Genomic DNA, 18,210 nt, shown 5'->3' with positions numbered 1-18,210 from the left:
CGTACGCCCGTTGGCGGAAACGGTGAAAATACGTTGGCGAGATCGGCGGGGATGCGTTGGCGGATTCGGCGCGACCCGTTGGTCTAAACGGTGAAACTCAGATTAGCAATAACACCCAGCACCATGCCCAGGCTCGTCTGGTGCTCGCCCTCCAGATAGAGGCGGTGCGCCTGCACGTAGCAGGCGAAGAGCCTCAGGCCCGGCGGCAGGAGGGGCAGCGCCTCGCCTGCGGGCGGCAGGCCCTCGGGCTCGAGGATGTGCAGAAGCACGCTCGCCGTGCGCGCCACGAAGGACGCCGCGGCGGCCGCCTCAGGGGAGACCCCCCGATGGGTTTCTCGATGCCGGCGCGGGCGCGCGCGAGGGCGGAGCGGGCGTCGTTGATGCGGTCGAGGGCAAGGCTCGCGTACGCGCAGATGAGGCAGGCAGAGAGGCGCGCACCCGCGTCCTCGCTCGCAAGGAGCGGACGCGCGAGGGCGGCCGCCTGCGCGGCGTCGCCGGTGAAGTAGGCGAGCTCCGCCAGCGCCACGTCGCGGCGCGGACCCTCGGGAAGCGACTCGGCGTACTCGCGGGCATGGCCGGGGGCAAAGGGCGCGTTCATGAGGGGCATGAGGGTGTCGCACGACCCCTGCCGGCGCCGGGGGACCGGGGGCCTCTCGTCCCCGGGGGCCGCATCGTTGCGGGAGCGCCGCAGGTCGGCGGGCTTGACGGCGCCCTCCGGCACGCGCCAGGCGCGGCCCACGCGCTCGGCCCCCGAGACGCGGCCCTGGGCGCACATGAGCTGCACGGCGCGCGGCGTCACGTGCCAGCGGCGCGCCGCCTCCGCGGCCGAGATGAACTCCATGTGGCACCCCCATTCACATACATCGATAGCTTACCAGAGCCGCACCGGGGCATTCCTTCGCTCGTGCGAAGACTTGGGCGGGGATTTTGGGAAGTTTTTTCGGCGTGAGACGGCGGCGGGCGGCGCGGAGGTCGCAGATTACTACGGGCTCGATCTCTCGTCCGTGACCCGCGCGTTCTACAAGCAGATGGTCAACACTCGGCGCATCCCGCTCACGTTTTCCCCGGAGGGGCCCAACGAGGAGAGCCTCGCCGCAATCGCTGAGGGGGACACCTTCCTTGCGTCCGGCCAGAGCGGACGATTTGCGAACGGTCACGACCTGATAGAGTCGGCGACGGCCTGATGGCCAGGCTCACCGCCGACTTCTCTTCGGCCTTGAAGCCGCCCTCTTCCTGGAATTGCGGCCCCTTTGAATAGTTGCGGCTCCTATATGTCGCTCACAGCCGAAAATCGGCGTTTGGATGACATATAGGAGCCGCAACTCACCTGTGGTAGCAGGCTTCGAGGGGTGTAGACCGATTATCCTGGCGCCAAGCCCCCCGATTGAAAAATCCACAATGAAAGTGGCGGAAAATCCTCAATACTTTTGTCGTAAAATCATCAATAAGTATTTGGGGGAATCCCCAGAGGGACAGAACCCTTGCCACAGGAAGACCAGCGATAGAGGGGCATCATGACGTCAACGAAGGACATCAGGCCCGAGGGCTACATCCCTCGCATAGTGGACGCAAAAGTCGAGCGGTTCCTTCGCGTGTTCGGCGCCGTCGAAATCGCAGGGACCAAGTGGTGCGGCAAAACATGGACTGCGCTTGAGCACGCCCAAAGCGTAAGCTACGTGGATACCTCGCTTGCCCTTGCACGGGATGACCCTTCGGCGATGCTTATTGGCGAGCGACCACACGTCATCGACGAGTGGCAACGCGTGCCGGCAATATGGGATGTTGTACGGCACGAGGCCGATCGCGTGCGTGGCCTCAGAGGCGCATGGATACTCACGGGCTCTTCGACCCCTCTCCCAAGGGATGCGAAAAGTCCGGACGAGCAGCCCAGCCACAGCGGCGCGGGCAGGATCGGCCAGGTGAGGATGCGTCCGATGACCCTCTCTGAATCGGGAGATTCCACGCGTGCCGTATCCCTCTCTGGGCTCTTCCGCGGCGAGTTCGCACCTTCCCAAGTTGAGACAAGCGCGACGAAACTCGTTGACCTCGCCTGTCGAGGGGGCTGGCCGGAAGCCGTCGACCTTTCCGCCGAGGACGCCCAACTCATCGCTCGAGAATACCTGCGGCTGCTGCGCCGTGAGAGCATCCCCAAGCAGGGCAAGAGCGGAGACGTAGCGGAACGCCTGCTCTTTTCGCTTGCTCGCAACCTCGGGCAGTCTGCCACCTACAAGACCCTCATTGCAGACATGAGCGACGCCTCGGCAGCGGGCATGGTCTCTGAGAACACGCTCGTATCCTACCTTGCGCTGCTCAAGAGCATGTACCTGCTCGAGGAGGTGCCCGGCTGGCAGCCTCCGGCGCGAGCGGCCGGTCGCGTGCGCACCAAACCTAAGCGCTACCTGGCCGATCCATCCCTTGCCGTGGCCGCGCTGGGAATGTCGCCTTCGGCCCTGCTCGACGACTGGCAGACGTTTGGGATGGTGTTCGAGGCTATGTGTATGCGTGACCTGATGGTCTATGCCGACGCGCTCGACAGCGCCGCAGACGTGCCGGTGCGTTACTATCGCGACGACTCAGGCCTTGAGGCCGACGCTGTGGTCGAGCTATCCGACGGACGGTGGGCCGCCTTCGAGTTCAAGGTGAGCGAGGCGCGCACAGGGCAGGGCGTGGCGAGCCTCCGGCGCCTGCGGGAGCGCGTCTGCTCCAACCCCTCCGCCCGAATCCGTCCGCCCGAGTTCATGGCAGTCGTCACAGGGGTGTCCCACTACGCACGGCGCGTGGAGGACGACATCTACGTAGTGCCTCTGGCAGCGCTTACGGCGTAGGGGCCGCTGCGGGGCAGGCGCCCGCAGCGATCGCCCCCCGCAGCAAAACGGGCAGGGGCGCGCCGCGAAGACCGGACGCTCCCCTGCCCGTCACGTTGTCGTTGGCTCTTGCATGCCGAGGCGTCCGTCTGCCCCGGCGCTTCCCTGCCAGCCTGTCGCCGCGCTACTTGTGGTAGTAGCCGCTGCGCTCGAACTTCGGCTCGCAGCACACGTTGATGCCCAGCTTCTTGAGCAGCGCCTCGTCGGTCGAAGAGATGATGACCGAGAAGAAGGCGTCGCAGCCGCGCAGCTTCGGCAGGCCGGCCAGCACGCGCGCCGCCACCTCGCTCGTCGCCGAGGTGATGGAGAGCGCGATAAGCGTCTCGTCGGGATGCAGGCGCGGGTTGCGGCTGCCCAGCTGCTGGGTCTTCAGGCGGCTGATGGGCTCGATGGCCTCGTTGCTGATCACCTCGAGCTCCATGTCCACCCCCGTCACGCTCTTGAGCGCGTTCATGAGCAGCGAGCTCGCCGCACCGAGGCGATCGGAGGTCTTGCCCGTCACCACCGAGCCGTCGGGCAGCACCATCGCCCCCACGGGGGAGCCGGTGGTCTCCTCCTTGAGAAGGGCGGCCGAGCGCGCCGGCGAGAAATCCTTGGTGACGCCCGCCTTCTTCATGATGAGCTTGAGCTTGTCGACGTGGTCCTGGCCCGCACCGGTGCGCTTCACGTTCACGGCGGCGGTGAAGTAGCGGCGCACGATCTCCATGCGTGCGGCCTCCGCGCAGGCGTCGTCGTCGGTGATGGCGAAGCCCACCATGTTCACGCCCATGTCGGTCGGGCTCTGGTAGGGGCTCTCGCCCGCGATCTTCTCCATAAGGGCGCGCACCACCGGGAAGGCCTCGACGTCGCGGTTGTAGTTCACCGTGGTCTTGCCATAGGCCTCCAGATGGAAGGGGTCGATGATGTTGGAGTCGTCCAGATCGACCGTGGCGGCCTCGTAGGCGATGTTCACCGGGTGCTTGAGCGGCAGGTTCCACACCGGGAAGGTCTCGAACTTGGCGTAGCCGGCGTCCACCCCCAGGCGATGCTCGTGATAGAGCTGCGACAGGCACGTGGCGAGCTTGCCCGAGCCGGGGCCGGGGGCCGTGACCACCACGAGCGGGCGCGTGGTCTCGACGAACTCGTTTCGGCCGTAGCCCTCCTCCGAGACGATGAGGTCGATGTCGTGCGGGTAGCCCTCGATGGGATAGTGCAGCTTGCAGGTGATGCCCAGGTCTGCGAGGCGACGGCGGAAGAGGTCGGCGGCGGGCTGGCCGGAATACTGGGTGAGCACCACGGCCGCCACGGCGATGCCGTTGGTGCGGTAGATGTCCGCCAGGCGCAGCACGTCCTCGTCGTAGGTGATGCCCAGGTCTCCGCGGGCCTTGTTCTTCTCGATGTCGTTCGCGTTGATGGCGATGATGACCTCGATGTCGTCCGCGAGGCTCTTGAGCATGCGGAACTTGCTGTCGGGCTCGAAGCCGGGCAGCACGCGGCTTGCGTGGTAGTCGTCGAAGAGCTTTCCGCCGAACTCCAGGTAGAGCTTGCCGCCGAACTGCGCGATGCGCTCTTTGATGCGCGCCGCCTGCAGCTCGATGTACTTCTCGTTACTGAATCCCTTGTGCATGGGGCAAAGCTCCTCTCCGGCGGCGCGGCGGCCGCACGTGTCTGCTGAACCCGTCAAGTATAGTCGAGCGCACCGCGGCGCATGGGCGCACGCGCGAACCCCACCGATTCTTCCGCAGCAGGGGCCGTGCCTGTCGGGGCGCTCGCGCTGGCGGTGCCCTTCGGCGGCCGAATCCACGTTGGTCCAGGGCGCTCGGGCTGGCGGGGCCCTTCCCGGCGTAAACTCCCGCATGCCTCACATGGGCCGTCTTCCCCGGCGCAAACTCCCGTATCCTTCCCACGGGCAGCCCTCGCACATGAAAACATGCAACTTTTTACGTTATTTGCCGAAAAACGTAAAAAGTTGCATGCTTATCTGTCTGCGAGGCGTTTTCGTGGGCGAAATGACGAGCCGACGGGCCTGCGCGCGACACCCCGACCGTCTCTCGCCCCATCAGGCCGCCGCTGGCAGCGCCCTACCTCCGACACCTCGCGTCGAAGGGGCCCAGCTATCGGGGCATCGCCGGCGAGGTCGTCCACAGGGCCTCGGTGACGAGACATCGGCAGCGGGGCGTCTGTCGGCGGACGCGCCCTTGCCAGCACGCCCTCCGCGGCCCAACTCCGTCAGCAGGCCCCCTGGCGCCTCAGCGGTCGAACTCGGACAAGGCCTCGCCGAGCAGCTCCAGGCCCCGGCGCAGGACCTCGCGCTGCGCGCAGTAGCCAAGTCTCGCCCCGCAGGGCAGCTCGAAGCGGCTCCCCGGGACCAGCAGCACGCCGCGCTCCTCGAGCAGGCGCAGGCAAAACGACTCGTCGTCCTCGGGAATATCGAGCCGGATGTATGACGTCGAGACGCCGCGGGGAGCCACCCAGCTCACGCGAGGCTGCGCATCGATCCACTCCTGCGCGATCGCACGGTTACCCAGCACGATGGCGCGGTTGCGCTCCAAGACCTGCTCGCGATGGGCGAGCACGTAGGTGGCGAGCGCGTCGTTCACCACGCCGGCGCTGATCATCGTGTAGTCGCGCATGGTCCGGATGGCGCCCGACACCGCCTCGTCGGCGATCACCCAGCCCGTGCGCGCGGCGGGCAGCGAATAGGTCTTCGACACCGAGTTCGTCACGATGGCGCGGTCGTAGACGTCTGCCATCGAGAGGAACCGATCGGTGCCTTCGAGCGGCAGATACACCTCGTCGCTCAGCACGTAGGCGCCCACACTCGCCGCGACCTCGGCGATGCGGCCGAGCATGTCGGCGTCGAGCACCGCGCCCACCGGGTTCGAGGCGTTGTTGATGCAGATGAGCCGCGTGGTGGGGCGCACGAGGCCCTCGAGTTCGGCGATGTCGGGCATCCAGCCTTGCTCCTCGCGGATCTGCCAGAGGTCGACCTGGGCGCCGAGCGCGCGGGGGATCTCGTAGAGCGGCGCGTAGGTGGGCCACTCGGCGATGACGTGGTCGCCCGGGCGCACGACGGCGAGCAGCGCGTTGAGGTTCGCGCCCGTGCAGCCGTTTGTCTGCAGGATGTGCCGCGGGTCGATCTCGCGGCGATAGAGCTTCTGGACCTCCGCCTTGAACTCGGGCGAGCCTTCGATCCAGCCGTAGTTCATCTTCGCATGGGCGACCATCTCGTCGAGCGTCGCCCCGTCGGCGCCGTCGAGCGAGCGCAGCTCGTCCATGGTGAGCGAGGCGATGGTCGACTGGGCGATGTCCCACACCGCATCGCGCTCGTGGACGTTCAGCCAGTCCTCGACACCTATCGTCGCAATATCCACGGTTCCTCCTTCTACACCTCGCCGGGGCCAGACGGGTGAATCTCATCTTGGGCTGCGCGGCAAGTCTCATCCCAGGCCACCCGTGAAGACCCTCTCGAAGACCTTCTGGCATGCACGATGCCCGACCGGCTGGAACAGGTCGGCCCGCGCGCCCGCCTCCACGCGACGACCACACCCTTCTCCCTGCGACGACCCCGCGCGCACGGCGCCCACCCGACGGAAGCGGCTCGCGCGCACGGCGCCCACCCAAGGGAAGCGGCTCGCCTGTACCGCGCCCGCCACGGTCGCGGGCCCACCCCGGCGCGCGGCCGACCGCCCTGCGGGACGCCTCCCCGAAGACGTCCCTCGATACAGATTCGCCCCCTCCCGCGCACGGAACGGGAGGGGGCAGAAAGGTAGGGTCTCACCGGGTCCGGACGGGCCGGCCGCCGGCCCCGGCTAGACGATACGGCAAGCGGGCGCATCAGGGCCAAAGAGACGGGCGCGTCTCAGCGCCTGAGGGCGCGGGCCCGAAGCACCCGGGGGCAGATGCCCCTAGACCACCATAAGGGCGATGGTGACGATCACCATGGACACCACCGAGAGCACCACGATGAGCTTCATGGCGAACTTCAGCCAGGTGGTCCACTCGATGCGGGCGAGCGCCAGGCCGCCCATGATGGCGCCGGAGGTGGGTGTGAAGAGGTTCACGACACCGATGGCGCTCGAGAAGATCATCACCATGACCTCGGGCGAGAAGCCGAGCTGGGCGGCCAGCGGGCCCATGATGGGCATGGAGACCGTGGCCATGCCGGAGGTCGAGGGGATGAGGAAGCTGAGGCCGAAGTAGATGAGCCAGGCCAGCGGGGCGAACAGCACGCCGGAGACGCCGGCGAGGGCGTTGGCCGCGGCGTTGAGCACGTACTGGTCGAGGCCGGTGGAGGCCATGAGGACCGAAATGCCGCGCGACAGGGCGATGATCAACACGACGCTCATCATGTCGGCGGCGCCGGTGATGAAGGTGTTCACGATCTGCTTCTCTGACAGGCCGCCGACGATGCCGATGATGATGGCCATGACGAAGAACCAGGTGGAAGCCTCGTCGAAGTACCACTGGCCGATGGGCAGGCCGGTGATGAAGGCGGACCAACCCTGGGCGGTCTGGACCTCAGAGGTGGAGACGCCGTCCACGGTGCCGTCCATGACGGTGGTGGAGCCGTTGGCGTCGTCGTAGGCGGCGACGAGGTCGTCGGAGGTGACGGGGGTCTCGACGGTCTCATACTGAGCGCCGGCATCGAAGAAGCCGGCGACGTCTGCGTTCAGGTCGCCGATGGGAATGAAGCCGGCGATCATGACGACGAAGGTGAAGGCGAAGATGACCAGGACGCCCTTCTGGCGGCCGGTGAGGATGACCTGCTTGGAAGCCTCGGCTGCAGCCGCGCCGTGGGCCTCCTCGGCGTTCTTGAGCTCCTGCATCGACAGGAAGGTGGAACCCTTGTCGGCCTTGACCTTCTTGGCATAGCGCATGACGAAGAGGATCGAGATGACGGTGGTGACGATCCACAGCACGGCGCCGAGGCCGATGATGATGGTCTGGTTGGCCTCGATGCCCACGCCGCGCAGCGAGTCTACGGCGGCGCCGACGGCGAACGGGTTCACCGTGGAGCCCAGGCAGCCGCAGCCAGCGCCCAGAAGAACGGTGGCGGCGCCGACGAGCGGGTCAAAGCCGGCGGCCATCATGGTGGCGGTGAGCAGCGCGTAGAACGGCACCGTCTCCTCGCACATACCGTAGGTGGTGCCACCGAGGGAGAAGATGCCCATGAGCACAGGCACGATCCAAATCTCTTTGCCCTTGAGCTTCTGGACGAGCACGGCGATGCCGTTGTCCAGCGCGCCGGTCTCGGTCATCATGCCCAGGAAGCCACCCAGGATCATGACGAACAGGCACACGGGCAGAGCGTCTGCAAAGCCCTTCACCGGGGCGGTGAAGAAGTCGCTCGCCTTCGCGGCGGTGACGTCGGGCGAGAACCCGGCGACGATGACGGTGATGATCGCAACGATCGCTAGCAGGATAAGAAGAATGGTGAACGAAGAAAGCATTCCGCGCTTTTTCTTCTCAGCAGCAGCCATTTCTCATCCTCCTTTCTTGTCAAAGGTGAGCCGCGCCACTCCCCCGCCGTGCCGTGCAAATCTCCGAGGGGTGGCACGCGCATGACGGGCCCGCCGGTGGTAGGCCGGCAGGCCCGAAACTGCCAAGACGGTTACTTCAGGGTCGCGTACATGACGGCCTTGATGGTGTGCATGCGGTTCTCGGCCTCGTCGAAGACCTTGGACTGCGGGCCCTCGAAGACCTCGTCGGTGACCTCCATCTCGGTGACGCCGAACTTCTTGGCGATGTCGGCGCCGATGGTGGTGTTGGTGTCATGGAAGCTGGGCAGGCAGTGCAGGAAGATCGCGGAGGGATCGGCCAGGTCCATGAGCTCCTGGGTGACGCGGTAGGCCTCGAGCTGGTTGATGCGCTCGGTCCAGACCTCGTCGGGCTCGCCCATGGAGACCCACACGTCGGTGTAGATGACGTGGGCGCCGGTGCAGGCGGCCTTGGGGTCGGTGGTGAGGGTGATGGTGCAGCCGTTGGCCTCGGCGATGGGCTTGCAGGCCTCGATGACGTCGGAGGCGGGCATGCACTCCTCGGGGCCGCAGGCCACGAAGTTCATGCCGAGCTTGGCGCACACGACCATGAGGGAGCGGGCCACGTTGTTCTTGGCGTCGCCCATGAACACGAGGGTCTTGCCCTTGATGTCGTAGTTGAAGTTCTCCTGGACGGTCAGGATGTCGGCGAGCATCTGGGTGGGATGCCACAGGTCGGTGAGGCCGTTCCACACCGGCACGCCGGACTTGGCGGCGAGCTCCTCGACGTCCTCCTGGGCGAAGCCGCGGAACTCGATGCCGTCATACATGCGGCCGAGCACGCGGGCGGTGTCCTCGATGGACTCCTTCTTGCCCATCTGCGAGCTGCCCGGATCGAGGTAGGTCACCCCCATGCCGAGGTCCATGGCGCCGACCTCGAAGGCGCAGCGGGTGCGCGTGGAGGTCTTCTGGAACAGCAGGACGATGTTCTTGCCCTCGAGATAGCGGTGCGGGGTGCCCGTGCGCTTCAGGTCCTTGAAGTTGCGGGAGAGCTTGAGCAGGTACTCGATCTCCTCGGTGGAGAAGTCGAGCAGGCGCAGGAAGCTACGGCCGGAGAGGTTGACACCCATGTTGGTTCCTTTCGAATCAAAATCCGTGCGATATGGGCTGGCGCCCAAACGTCCAGTATGGCGGAAGCGGAGTCGCTCCCGCCGTCTGGAATCAAATGGAAGCATTGCTTCACGAGTTCTAGGTCATCCGGGCATGCCGGCGAAACCTAGAGGGCCAAAAACCAGGTTCGGTGCCCGGGAGGCAGACAAGCCTCCCGGTCTTCCAGGAGCCCCCGGCCGCCTGGGGCGGGGCGGGCGACGACCGGCGCGGCCTCGCCCGCCGCACAAAGGGAGAGGCGGGGTTCCCGGACGGATGAATACTAGAGGTCCTCGCGCCAGAAGGGCATGCTCATGCAGCGCGGGCCGCCACGGCCGCGGGAGAGCTCTGCCGACGGAACGACGAGCAGCTCCATGCCCTCCTTGTAGAGGACGTCGTTGGTGACCGTGTTGCGCTGGTAGACGCAGATCTTGCCCGGGGCGACGGCCAGGGTGTTGGAGCCGTCGTTCCACTGCTCGCGCGCAGCCGCGATCGGGTCGCCGCCGCCGCAGGGGATCAGCTTCACGGCATCGATGCCGAGGGCCTTGGCCAGGATGTGCTCGAGGGTGTCGTTGATCTCCACGATCTCGACCTCGCCGGGGTTGGAGCCCGGGGTGAGCTTGTAGACGGTCAGCGTGCCCATGATGGCCGGATGGATGGTGAACTTGTCGACGTCGATCTGGGTGAACACGGTGTCGAGGTGCATGAACGCGCGAGACACCGGGATGTCGAACGCCAGGATGGTGTCGATCTTGGAGTCGGAGTTCCAGAACATGTTCTGGGCCATGACGTCGATGGCGGCAGCCTGGGTGCGCTGGGAGATGCCCACGGCGATGGTGTGCTCGTTGATGTTGAGCACGTCGCCGCCCTCGGTGTGGAAGGTGCTGTCGCGGCGGTAGTACAGCGACACGTCCTTGTAGTCGGGGTGATACTTGAAGATGTACTTGCCGTAGATGGTCTCGCGGTTGCGCGTCACGGAGTACATGCGGTTCAGGTTCACGCCGGTGCCGACGACCGCGAACGGGTCGCGGGTGAAGTAGAGGTTGGGCATCGGGTCGACGAGCAGGTCGCTCTCGGACTCGGTGTTCACCAGGGAATCGAGCGTGACGGAGCTGGTCAGCGGCAGGTCAATCTCGGCCTTGGTGATGCCGGCCATGGTCTTCTTCACGAACTCGAGGTTATCGGTGATGGAGTCCAGCCTCTCGCGGATGGCGGCAGGGGCGATCTTGCCCTTAATGCCCGCCTCGGCGAGCCACTGGTCGAGGAACTCCTCGCGGGCGCCGGGAACGGCGTCGAGGGCCTCGGCCATGAGCTGCTCGAGGTACAGCACCTCGACACCCTGGTCGCGCAGGATCTGCGCGAAGGTGTCGTGCTCCTGCTGGGCGACCTCCAGGAACGGAACGTCGTCGAAGAGCAGACGCTCAAGCTCGTCGGGGGGGAGGTTCAGCAGTTCCTCGCCCGGGCGATGCAGGCAGACCTTTTTGAGGTTGCCGATCTCGCTTGTCACATGCAAGCCTTTAGTCATCGTCCTCCTACCTTTCTGTCGGGGTCCCGAGAGACCCGATTGGTTTCGCCCTTCCGTCAGGGCGGTTCGTACCGACGCCTATAGATATATCCATTTCTAACCACTTTGTCTCACTTCCCCCTGAACGGTATAAAAGTGAAGGGGAACGGTATATCACGTAACAAATGCCCATGAGGCGCTATCCCCGGATAAAGTAGATTTACGTGCGAAAACTTATTATTAACACTCAGTCTATGCTGTTTCTTTTCGCATATTTTAATCTCAGTTCTGCATACTATTTCTTGAATTATGAAGCAATGCAAGTCTTTGCCAGCGCGTTATTCCCCGCCGTTCTGATTCAGAAATTTTAGGAAAATATTCAATTGGCCCCCTTTTCCTACCGTCCGCGGGCATTTTTGGACCGTTCGCCCAGCCGTAGGTATATATGGTCGCGCCCGCGCGACGCGCCCGGGCGGGGCGGCGCACGTAAGGCTTTCATAAAGCTTTGCCGGCGTCCGCGCCGTCGCGCCCCGAACGCCGTATAAAGGGAGGGCTATACTTTTATATATAGATGACCCCGCACGGGGCATCACACCGTTCACGACGTCGCGGCACCATCCGCGTGAGACGAGGAGACCATGTCACCGAAGCCCGACAAGAAAGCCAAGGACAAAGCAGACAAGAAGCGTAAGGGCGTGACCGAGATCCCGCGGTCAGAGCGCTACGACTTCTCCTACACCCAGAACCGCGAGCTCAGCTGGCTCCGGTTTGACAACCGCGTGCTCGAGGAGGCCTTTGACGAGACCGTGCCGCTGTTCGAGCGCATCAAGTTTGTGGCGATCTTCGAGTCCAACCTGGACGAGTTCTTCATGATCCGCATCGGCGGGCTGTCGGACCTCGCCACGCTCAAGCGCCAGCCCGTGGACAACAAGAGCAACATGACCCCCTCCGAGCAGATCGACCGCGTCTTCGAGACGCTGCCGCCGCTCATGGACCGCGCCACCGGCATCTTCCACTCCATCGAGTCGAGCCTGGCGTCCTGGGGCGTGCATCGCGTGGGGCCCGAGAACCTCGTGGGCGACGAGCGCACCTTCGTGGAGCGCTACTTCCAGTCCTACGTCTCCCCCATCATCTCGCCGCTCGTCATCGACCCGCGCCACCCCTTCCCCAACCTGCGCAACGGCGCGCTGTACCTGGCCTGCGGCCTTGACAGCGTCGACGAGGGCCGCCTGCTCGGCCTCATCGAGATCCCCTCGTCCATGAACCGCGTCGTCGAGATCCCCAGCGCCCCCGGCGAGTACCGCTACATCCTGCTCGAGGACATCATTCTCACCTGTCTCTCCAGCTGCTTTGGCTCCTACACCCCGCTCGACCGCGCCGTGATCCGCGTCATCCGCAACGCCGACATCGACCCGGACGGCGAGGGCGTGGAGGAGGAAGAGGACTACCGCCTGCACATGAAGCGCATCCTGAAGAAGCGCCTGCGCCTGCAGCCGGTGTGCCTCAACGTGAGCGGCACGCTCGATCCCTCCACCATCAAGACCATCCGCAAGTCGCTCGACCTGACGAGCCGCGCCGTCATGGTTCGCGACATCCCGCTCGACCTGGGCTACGTCTACGGGCTCGAGAGCCACCTGCCCGAAGCATCGCGCTCTGAGCTGCTGTTCAGGCCGTTCCGCCCCCAGCCGAGCCCCATGTTCGAGCCTGGCCGCCGCATCGTCGACCAGGTGATCGAGGGCGACAAGCTGCTGTTCTACCCGTATGAGTCCATGAACACGCTGCTCGACCTCATGCACGAGGCCGCCTTTGACGACGCCTGCATCTCCATGCGCATCACGCTCTACCGCGTGGCCAAGCAGAGCCGCCTGTGCGAGGCGCTCATCGACGCCGCCGAGAACGGCAAAGAGGTCACCGTCCTCATGGAGCTGCGCGCCCGCTTCGACGAGCAGAACAACATCGAGTGGGCCGAGCGCCTCGAGGAGGCCGGCTGCACGGTGATCTATGGCTCCGAGGGCTTCAAGTGCCACTCCAAGATCTGCCAGATCACCTACCGCCACGGCATGGCGCTCACGCGCATCACCCTTCTGGGCACCGGCAACTTCAACGAGAAGACCGCGCGCCTGTACTCGGACTTCATGCTCATGACGGCGCATCCCGGCATCGGCGAGGACGCCAACTCGTTCTTCCGCAACCTCGCGCTGGGCAACCTGCGCGGCCACTACCGCTACCTGGGCGTGGCGCCCGCGGGGCTCAAGCCCATGGTCATGAACGGCCTGAACCGCGAGATCGAGCGGGCGCTTGCCGGCGAGCCGGCGCGCGTGTTCTTCAAGATGAACTCGCTCACCGACCGCGAGATCATCGACAAGATCGTGGAGGCGTCGCAGGCCGGCGTGCGCGTGGAGATGATCATCCGCGGCATCTCGTGCCTCCTGCCCGGCATTCCCGGCAAGACCGAGAACGTGCACATCCGCTCCATCGTGGGCCGCTTCCTGGAGCATGCGCGCGTGTACAGCTTTGGCGTTGACGCCGACATCATCTATCTGTCGTCTGCCGACATGATGACGCGCAACACCGAGCACCGCGTCGAGATCGCCTATCCGGTGCTCGACCCGGCATGTCGCGAGCTTGTGCGCGGGTACGTGCAGGCTCAGCTCGATGACAACGTGAAGGCGCGCGAGCTGTCGAGCACGGGCGAGTGGGAGGTCATCGAGCGCTCCGAGGACGAGAAGCCGTTCAACTCGCAGGAGTTCCTGCTGGCGCAGGCATATGCGCGCGCCGCCCATGCCGACGAGGCGCGCAAGGACCATCGCGCGAAGGTCGCCGTGGGCGAACGCGAGCGCGAGGCCGCGGCCGAGACCCTGCGCACCGCCGAAGAGGAGACGCGCGAGCACGAGGCGGAGGTTGCCGCTGGTGCCGAGGCCGCGGCGGTGGCTGGGGCGGGTGCCGCTACGAGCGCCGCGTCTGCGCCCGTGTCTGCAGCGGGCGAGCCGGTTGCACAGGCCGCCGTCACCGAGGCCCCCAAGGCCGCCGTGCCCGCGGCCGCACCCGCTGAGGCCGCCGCGCCTGCCGCACCTGCAGCCGGCTCCCCCGCCGCCCAGCCAGCCGCCAGCTCCCAGGCCGATGTTTCGGCTACTCCCTCCGCGGCAGGCGCCTCGGCCGCCCACGCTGCGGCCAGCTCCCCGAAACCTGCCAGCCAGCCCGTCTCCGGCACCTCCGCCTCCGCGCAGGCCACAGCTGAGATTCCCCTGCGCGCCACCATCATCGAGCCCGAGCCTGAGCCTTCTGCCGAGCCTGCGCCCTCCCGGACGAAGGCCCCCAAGACCGCCCGCGAGCGCAAGCCCCGCTCGAACAAGGCGCTCGCAAAGCGACAGCCCGGCCGCGTGCGCACGGGGCTCGCGCTCATCGGCCTCGGCCTGAAGACGCTCATCCGCGGCAAGTCCGACGGCCAGGCCAGGTAACCGGGCAACCCGCGGTCGTCGTCGTGGGCGTCACGACCTAAGGACGACGGGAATACCCCACACCACACCCCAGCGGGCCGGATGCTCCAAAAGGCATCCGGCCCGTTCTTGTGTTCATGCATGGCCCCCGCCGCCCTGCCTCACACACCCCCGACTCGCCCACTCACGCCCTCGCCACGCCTATTCACGCCCTCTTGGTCAAATCTTCACCAGCCTGGGCAGGTGCCACGCAGACCGTGCGGCCTCCTGGTCAATCCGCAAGACCGCTGTACCCAGAGTGCCGACGGATTGACCACGGCGCTCCATGTCGGACATCCTTTTTGCCCAGAGATCTGATGGATTGATCATAGCCCCCATGTCCCGCGGCCTCCTTACCCAGAGCACGACCATATTGACCAAGTGCGCTCGCGCTCCAGGTGCGCCACTGGCTCAAACGGGTCCGCCTCCCCGACGCGTCATCAACACTTGTAATGAGGGATTCGGCTGCTAGCCGTCTCGCTTCTCTCTCGTTCTCTGGAAGGTGATAAAGATTCCCGAATGCATCAATCGATCGACCCGGCAAGCCTTACTCGGAAAACCTGTGACCACTTTTCAGTGCTTTGAAGTACCCCGGATCTCCTTAGACGCACTTGGAGAACTTGCCGATACGAGAAACGCTTGAGCCGCCGGGAGGCAGCTGAGAGACATCTACGACATGGCAGGTACGGTCGATGGTGACTCCCGACAGCTGTCTCCCTCCTCGACAAGGCAGGCATCGAGGCCGGAGACCAAAGAGGCTGGGCACGGAGGAGGGTGGGCACAAAACTTCTTTTGCAGAATGGACGCTTGAAAGCAACTTCTTATGCAGAATGGCCGCTAAACCTCGATAAACGGGGTCTTAGCGGCCGAAACGCAACACGGGTTTTTCTTAGCGTCCATTTTGCATAAGAGGATTTGGCTGAGTGCTGTGCAAAGCGAGCGGGAATGCCGTCGGGATGGATTTGGGGACGAGCAGGTCGCGCCGGAGGAGACCAAGATAGCCCGTCGGGATGAGGCGAAGGCTGTGCGAGGCAGGCCCGCGGGGACGCCGGGGCGCCCCCCTTGGGTATCCGGCCATTTTGCGAGGGGCTGGGCGACGCCGCAGGCACGGCGCGGCATCGGCTACACTGGTGCGGAACAAAACACCGCAAGAAAGGGACACCATGAGACTCACCATCGAACGCATGGCATACGGACCGGACGGCCTTGCCCACACCGAGGACGGCAAGGCGGTCTTTGTCGCCGGCGGCGTGGTGGGCGACGTCGTGGAGGCGCGCGTGGACTCCGAGGACGCCTCGCTTGTCCGCGCCACCGTCGAGAGCGTCGTCGAGGCGTCCCCCCATCGCGTCGAGGCGCCCTGTCCCTTCGTGGGCGTATGCGGAGGGTGCCCCTGGGGCGCGCTCGACCGCAAGACGCAGCTCGCCGCCAAGGAGGACAACCTGCGCTCCGCGCTCATGCGCATCGGCAAGTTCACCGCCGACGAGGTCGCGGCCCTGGTGCGCCCCATCCGTTCCACGAGAGATGCCTGGGGCTACCGCAACAAAGTCGAGCTCGCCCCGTCGGTCGAGCGCGGGCGCGTGCGGCTGGGCATGCACGGGCGCGACCCCAAGCAGATCATCTCGGTAGGCTCCTGCCCGCTCTTTGAGAAGAAGTATTCTCGCGCCATCAAGGCGGTCGCCGGCGCCCTGGGCTACCTCGGCAACTCGCGCGACCTCTCGCTCGATCGCGTAGGGGTGCGCGCCAGCCGCCGCACCGGCGCGGTGGAGGTGGCGCTCTGGACGCCCACCGGGCCGTTCCCGCGGGCACACGTCGCTCGCGTGCTCGAGGACGCGCTCGCCCCGACCGGCATCGTGCGCGTCATGACCAAGGGCGAGCAACGCGCCCGCCGCGTGAGCAAGGTCGAGCTCCTTGCGGGCGAGGGCTCGTGGAGCGAGAAGATCGCCGACGGGCGCATGCGGGTCTCGGCGCCCTCGTTCTTCCAGGTGAACACCGCCGCCGCGGAGATTCTCATCGACTTGGTGATGGACGCCTTGAAGCCCGAGCCCGAAGATCTTGCCATCGACCTGTACTGCGGGGCGGGCACCTTCACCATGCCGCTCGCCCGCCGCTGCGACTTCGTCGCCGCCGTCGAGGCATACGGGCCGGCGGTGCGCGACCTGCGCCACAACATCGACGCCGCAAACCTGAGCAACGTCGACATCATCGGAGGCGACGCCGTGAAGGAGTTCCCCGACCAGGACGCCGACGTGCTCGTGGTCGACCCGCCGCGAGCCGGCCTCGCCGCAGACGCCGTGGGACTCATCGCCTCGACCTCGGCGCGAGACGTGGCCTATGTCTCCTGCGACCCCGCCACCCTCGCCCGCGACCTTGCCCGCTTCAGGGCCGACGGAACCTTCCGCGTCGTCTCGGCCACGCCGGTGGACCTCTTCCCCCAGACCTTCCACTGCGAGACGGTCGTGCACCTTACACGTAACAACTAGCACCGCTCAGGCGCTTCTCTGCGCGGAAGCGCCCGTTTCGGGTATAAGCGCAGGGATGCCGTTCGTCGAAAGGATTTCCCATGTCTGCTGTCGCCATCCTCGTAGCCGATGGTTTCGAGACCATCGAATGCCTCACGATTCTTGACGTCTTGCGCCGCGGCGGCGTGCGCGCCTCCCTTGTCTCGGTCATGGCGACGCGCGAGGCGGTGAGCGCCCAGCAGGTGAACATCGTGTGCGACTACACCCTCGACGAGGTCGATATGTCCGAGTACGACTACATCGTGCTTCCCGGCGGCATGCCCGGCACCACCAACCTGCGCCGCGACCAGCGCGTCTGCGACCTGGTGAGCGAGTTTGCCTCCACCAAGCACGTCGCCGCCATCTGTGCCGCCCCCTCGATCCTGGGCGAGCTCGGACTCCTCATCGGGCGCAAGGCGACCTGCTTCCCCGGCTTCGAGAGCTCGTTCCCCGCAGGCACCTTCGCCGGTCCCAAGACGGTGGTCGTCGACGGGAACATCATCACCGCCTCGGCCATGGGGCAGGCGCTTCCCTTTGCGCTCGCCGTGCTCGAGGACATCGCCGGCAAGAAGGCCGTCGAGAAGGTCCGCGAGGGCATCCAGCTATGATCTTGGCTTCGCAATCGCCGCGGCGCATCGAGCTGATGCGCGAGGCGGGCTATGACGTTGTTGTAGAGCCGGCCGACATCGACGAGACGCCGCTGCCCGACGAGGGGCCGCGGGAGCTTGTGGGCCGGCTCGCGGTTTCGAAGGCGATGGCGGTCGCCGCGCAGCATGGGCATGAGGATGAGCTGGTGGTCGCGGCGGATACCATTGTGACCATCGACGGCGAGATCCTGGGCAAGCCTGCAGACGCGGACGACGCCTGCCACATGCTGCGGCACCTGTCGGGGCGGACCCATCAGGTGATGACCGGGGCGTGCGTGGTGAGGGCCGGCGAGGCCGCAGAGGCGGGCGAGGCCGCTGCGCGCCGCTTCGTCGAGGTCACCGACGTGGCCTTCTACCCGCTGATCGACGAAGAGATCCGCCGCTATGTCGACAGCGGCGAGCCGCTCGACAAGGCGGGCGCCTACGGCATCCAAGGCGTCGGCGGCCGCATGCTGGTCAAGAAGATCGACGGCGACTATTACAACGTGGTGGGCCTGCCCATCGCACGCCTCGCGAGGCTTATCGACGAGATGCTGAACGAGGCTCGCTAGAGCCCGAAGCGCGCGCAGGCGGCTCGACTCGCCCGCGGGGCGCGAACCTTTGCCCACGCTCCCCA

General features: G+C 65.9%; 13 protein-coding genes. 6 read left to right on the top strand and 7 right to left on the bottom strand.

Features of this window, described 5'->3' with window-relative positions; all coding sequences use genetic code 11:
- Nucleotides 1-193: 193 nt before the first annotated feature.
- The gene (locus H6A15_RS07050) at nucleotides 194-841 is read right to left on the bottom strand and encodes a hypothetical protein (protein ID WP_204673048.1); all 648 of its coding nucleotides are present in this window, start codon (nucleotides 839-841) and stop codon (nucleotides 194-196) included.
- A 73-nt stretch (nucleotides 842-914) separates the two neighbouring features.
- Here H6A15_RS07050 and H6A15_RS07045 point away from each other — a divergent pair, with 73 nt between their 5' ends.
- Both H6A15_RS07045 and H6A15_RS07040 read left to right on the top strand, forming a co-directional pair.
- Nucleotides 915-1,184, top strand: coding sequence for a type II toxin-antitoxin system RelB/DinJ family antitoxin (locus H6A15_RS07045; protein WP_204673047.1), 270 nt, complete (start codon nucleotides 915-917; stop codon nucleotides 1,182-1,184).
- 330 nt (nucleotides 1,185-1,514) lie between these two features.
- Nucleotides 1,515-2,825, top strand: coding sequence for an ATP-binding protein (locus H6A15_RS07040; RefSeq protein ID WP_204673046.1), 1,311 nt, complete (start codon nucleotides 1,515-1,517; stop codon nucleotides 2,823-2,825).
- A 163-nt stretch (nucleotides 2,826-2,988) separates the two neighbouring features.
- On the opposite strand, the gene H6A15_RS07035 is transcribed toward H6A15_RS07040, so the two are convergent.
- From H6A15_RS07035 to arcA, 6 genes are all read right to left on the bottom strand, one after another.
- On the bottom strand, nucleotides 2,989-4,470 hold the full coding sequence (locus tag H6A15_RS07035; protein ID WP_204673045.1) for a DUF1846 domain-containing protein: 1,482 nt from the start codon (nucleotides 4,468-4,470) through the stop codon (nucleotides 2,989-2,991).
- 622 nt (nucleotides 4,471-5,092) lie between these two features.
- Nucleotides 5,093-6,217 carry an aminotransferase gene (locus tag H6A15_RS07030; RefSeq protein ID WP_204673044.1) on the bottom strand — a complete coding sequence of 375 codons (1,125 nt, stop codon included), beginning with the start codon at nucleotides 6,215-6,217 and terminating at the stop codon, nucleotides 5,093-5,095.
- 66 nt (nucleotides 6,218-6,283) lie between these two features.
- Nucleotides 6,284-6,499 (bottom strand): hypothetical protein, encoded by a 216-nt coding sequence (locus H6A15_RS07025; protein ID WP_204673043.1) that lies wholly within the window; start codon nucleotides 6,497-6,499, stop codon nucleotides 6,284-6,286.
- Nucleotides 6,500-6,751: 252 nt separating this feature from the next.
- The gene (locus tag H6A15_RS07020; protein WP_204673042.1) at nucleotides 6,752-8,326 is read right to left on the bottom strand and encodes a YfcC family protein; all 1,575 of its coding nucleotides are present in this window, start codon (nucleotides 8,324-8,326) and stop codon (nucleotides 6,752-6,754) included.
- Nucleotides 8,327-8,457: 131 nt separating this feature from the next.
- Nucleotides 8,458-9,453, bottom strand: coding sequence for an ornithine carbamoyltransferase (gene argF, locus H6A15_RS07015; RefSeq protein ID WP_204673041.1), 996 nt, complete (start codon nucleotides 9,451-9,453; stop codon nucleotides 8,458-8,460).
- A gap of 299 nt (nucleotides 9,454-9,752) precedes the next feature.
- A complete protein-coding gene (gene arcA / locus H6A15_RS07010) occupies nucleotides 9,753-10,994 on the bottom strand; it encodes an arginine deiminase (RefSeq protein WP_204673040.1) in 1,242 nt (413 codons plus the stop codon).
- Nucleotides 10,995-11,611: 617 nt separating this feature from the next.
- On the opposite strand from arcA, the gene ppk1 reads away from it, so the two are divergent.
- The 4 genes from ppk1 to H6A15_RS06990 all read left to right on the top strand — a co-directional run bounded on the left by ppk1 (nucleotide 11,612) and on the right by H6A15_RS06990 (nucleotide 18,145).
- Entirely contained in the window at nucleotides 11,612-14,431 is a 2,820-nt protein-coding gene (gene ppk1, locus H6A15_RS07005) for a polyphosphate kinase 1 (protein WP_204673039.1), read from the top strand.
- A gap of 1,181 nt (nucleotides 14,432-15,612) precedes the next feature.
- Nucleotides 15,613-16,929: a 23S rRNA (uracil(1939)-C(5))-methyltransferase RlmD gene (gene rlmD, locus H6A15_RS07000; RefSeq protein WP_204673038.1), complete on the top strand. Its 1,317-nt coding sequence runs from the start codon at nucleotides 15,613-15,615 to the stop codon at nucleotides 16,927-16,929.
- Nucleotides 16,930-17,009: 80 nt separating this feature from the next.
- Nucleotides 17,010-17,555 (top strand): DJ-1 family glyoxalase III, encoded by a 546-nt coding sequence (locus H6A15_RS06995; protein WP_204673037.1) that lies wholly within the window; start codon nucleotides 17,010-17,012, stop codon nucleotides 17,553-17,555.
- Nucleotides 17,552-18,145: a Maf family protein gene (locus H6A15_RS06990; protein WP_204673036.1), complete on the top strand. Its 594-nt coding sequence runs from the start codon at nucleotides 17,552-17,554 to the stop codon at nucleotides 18,143-18,145. Before H6A15_RS06995 ends, H6A15_RS06990 begins: the two co-directional genes overlap by 4 nt.
- Nucleotides 18,146-18,210: the final 65 nt, after the last annotated feature.

Origin of the sequence: Enorma phocaeensis (assembly GCF_016901575.1) — a bacterium.
Lineage (GTDB): Bacteria > Actinomycetota > Coriobacteriia > Coriobacteriales > Coriobacteriaceae > Limicola > Limicola phocaeensis_A.
Note: the sequence above shows the minus strand (reverse complement) of the source record. Positions and strands in the feature narration are given on the sequence as shown.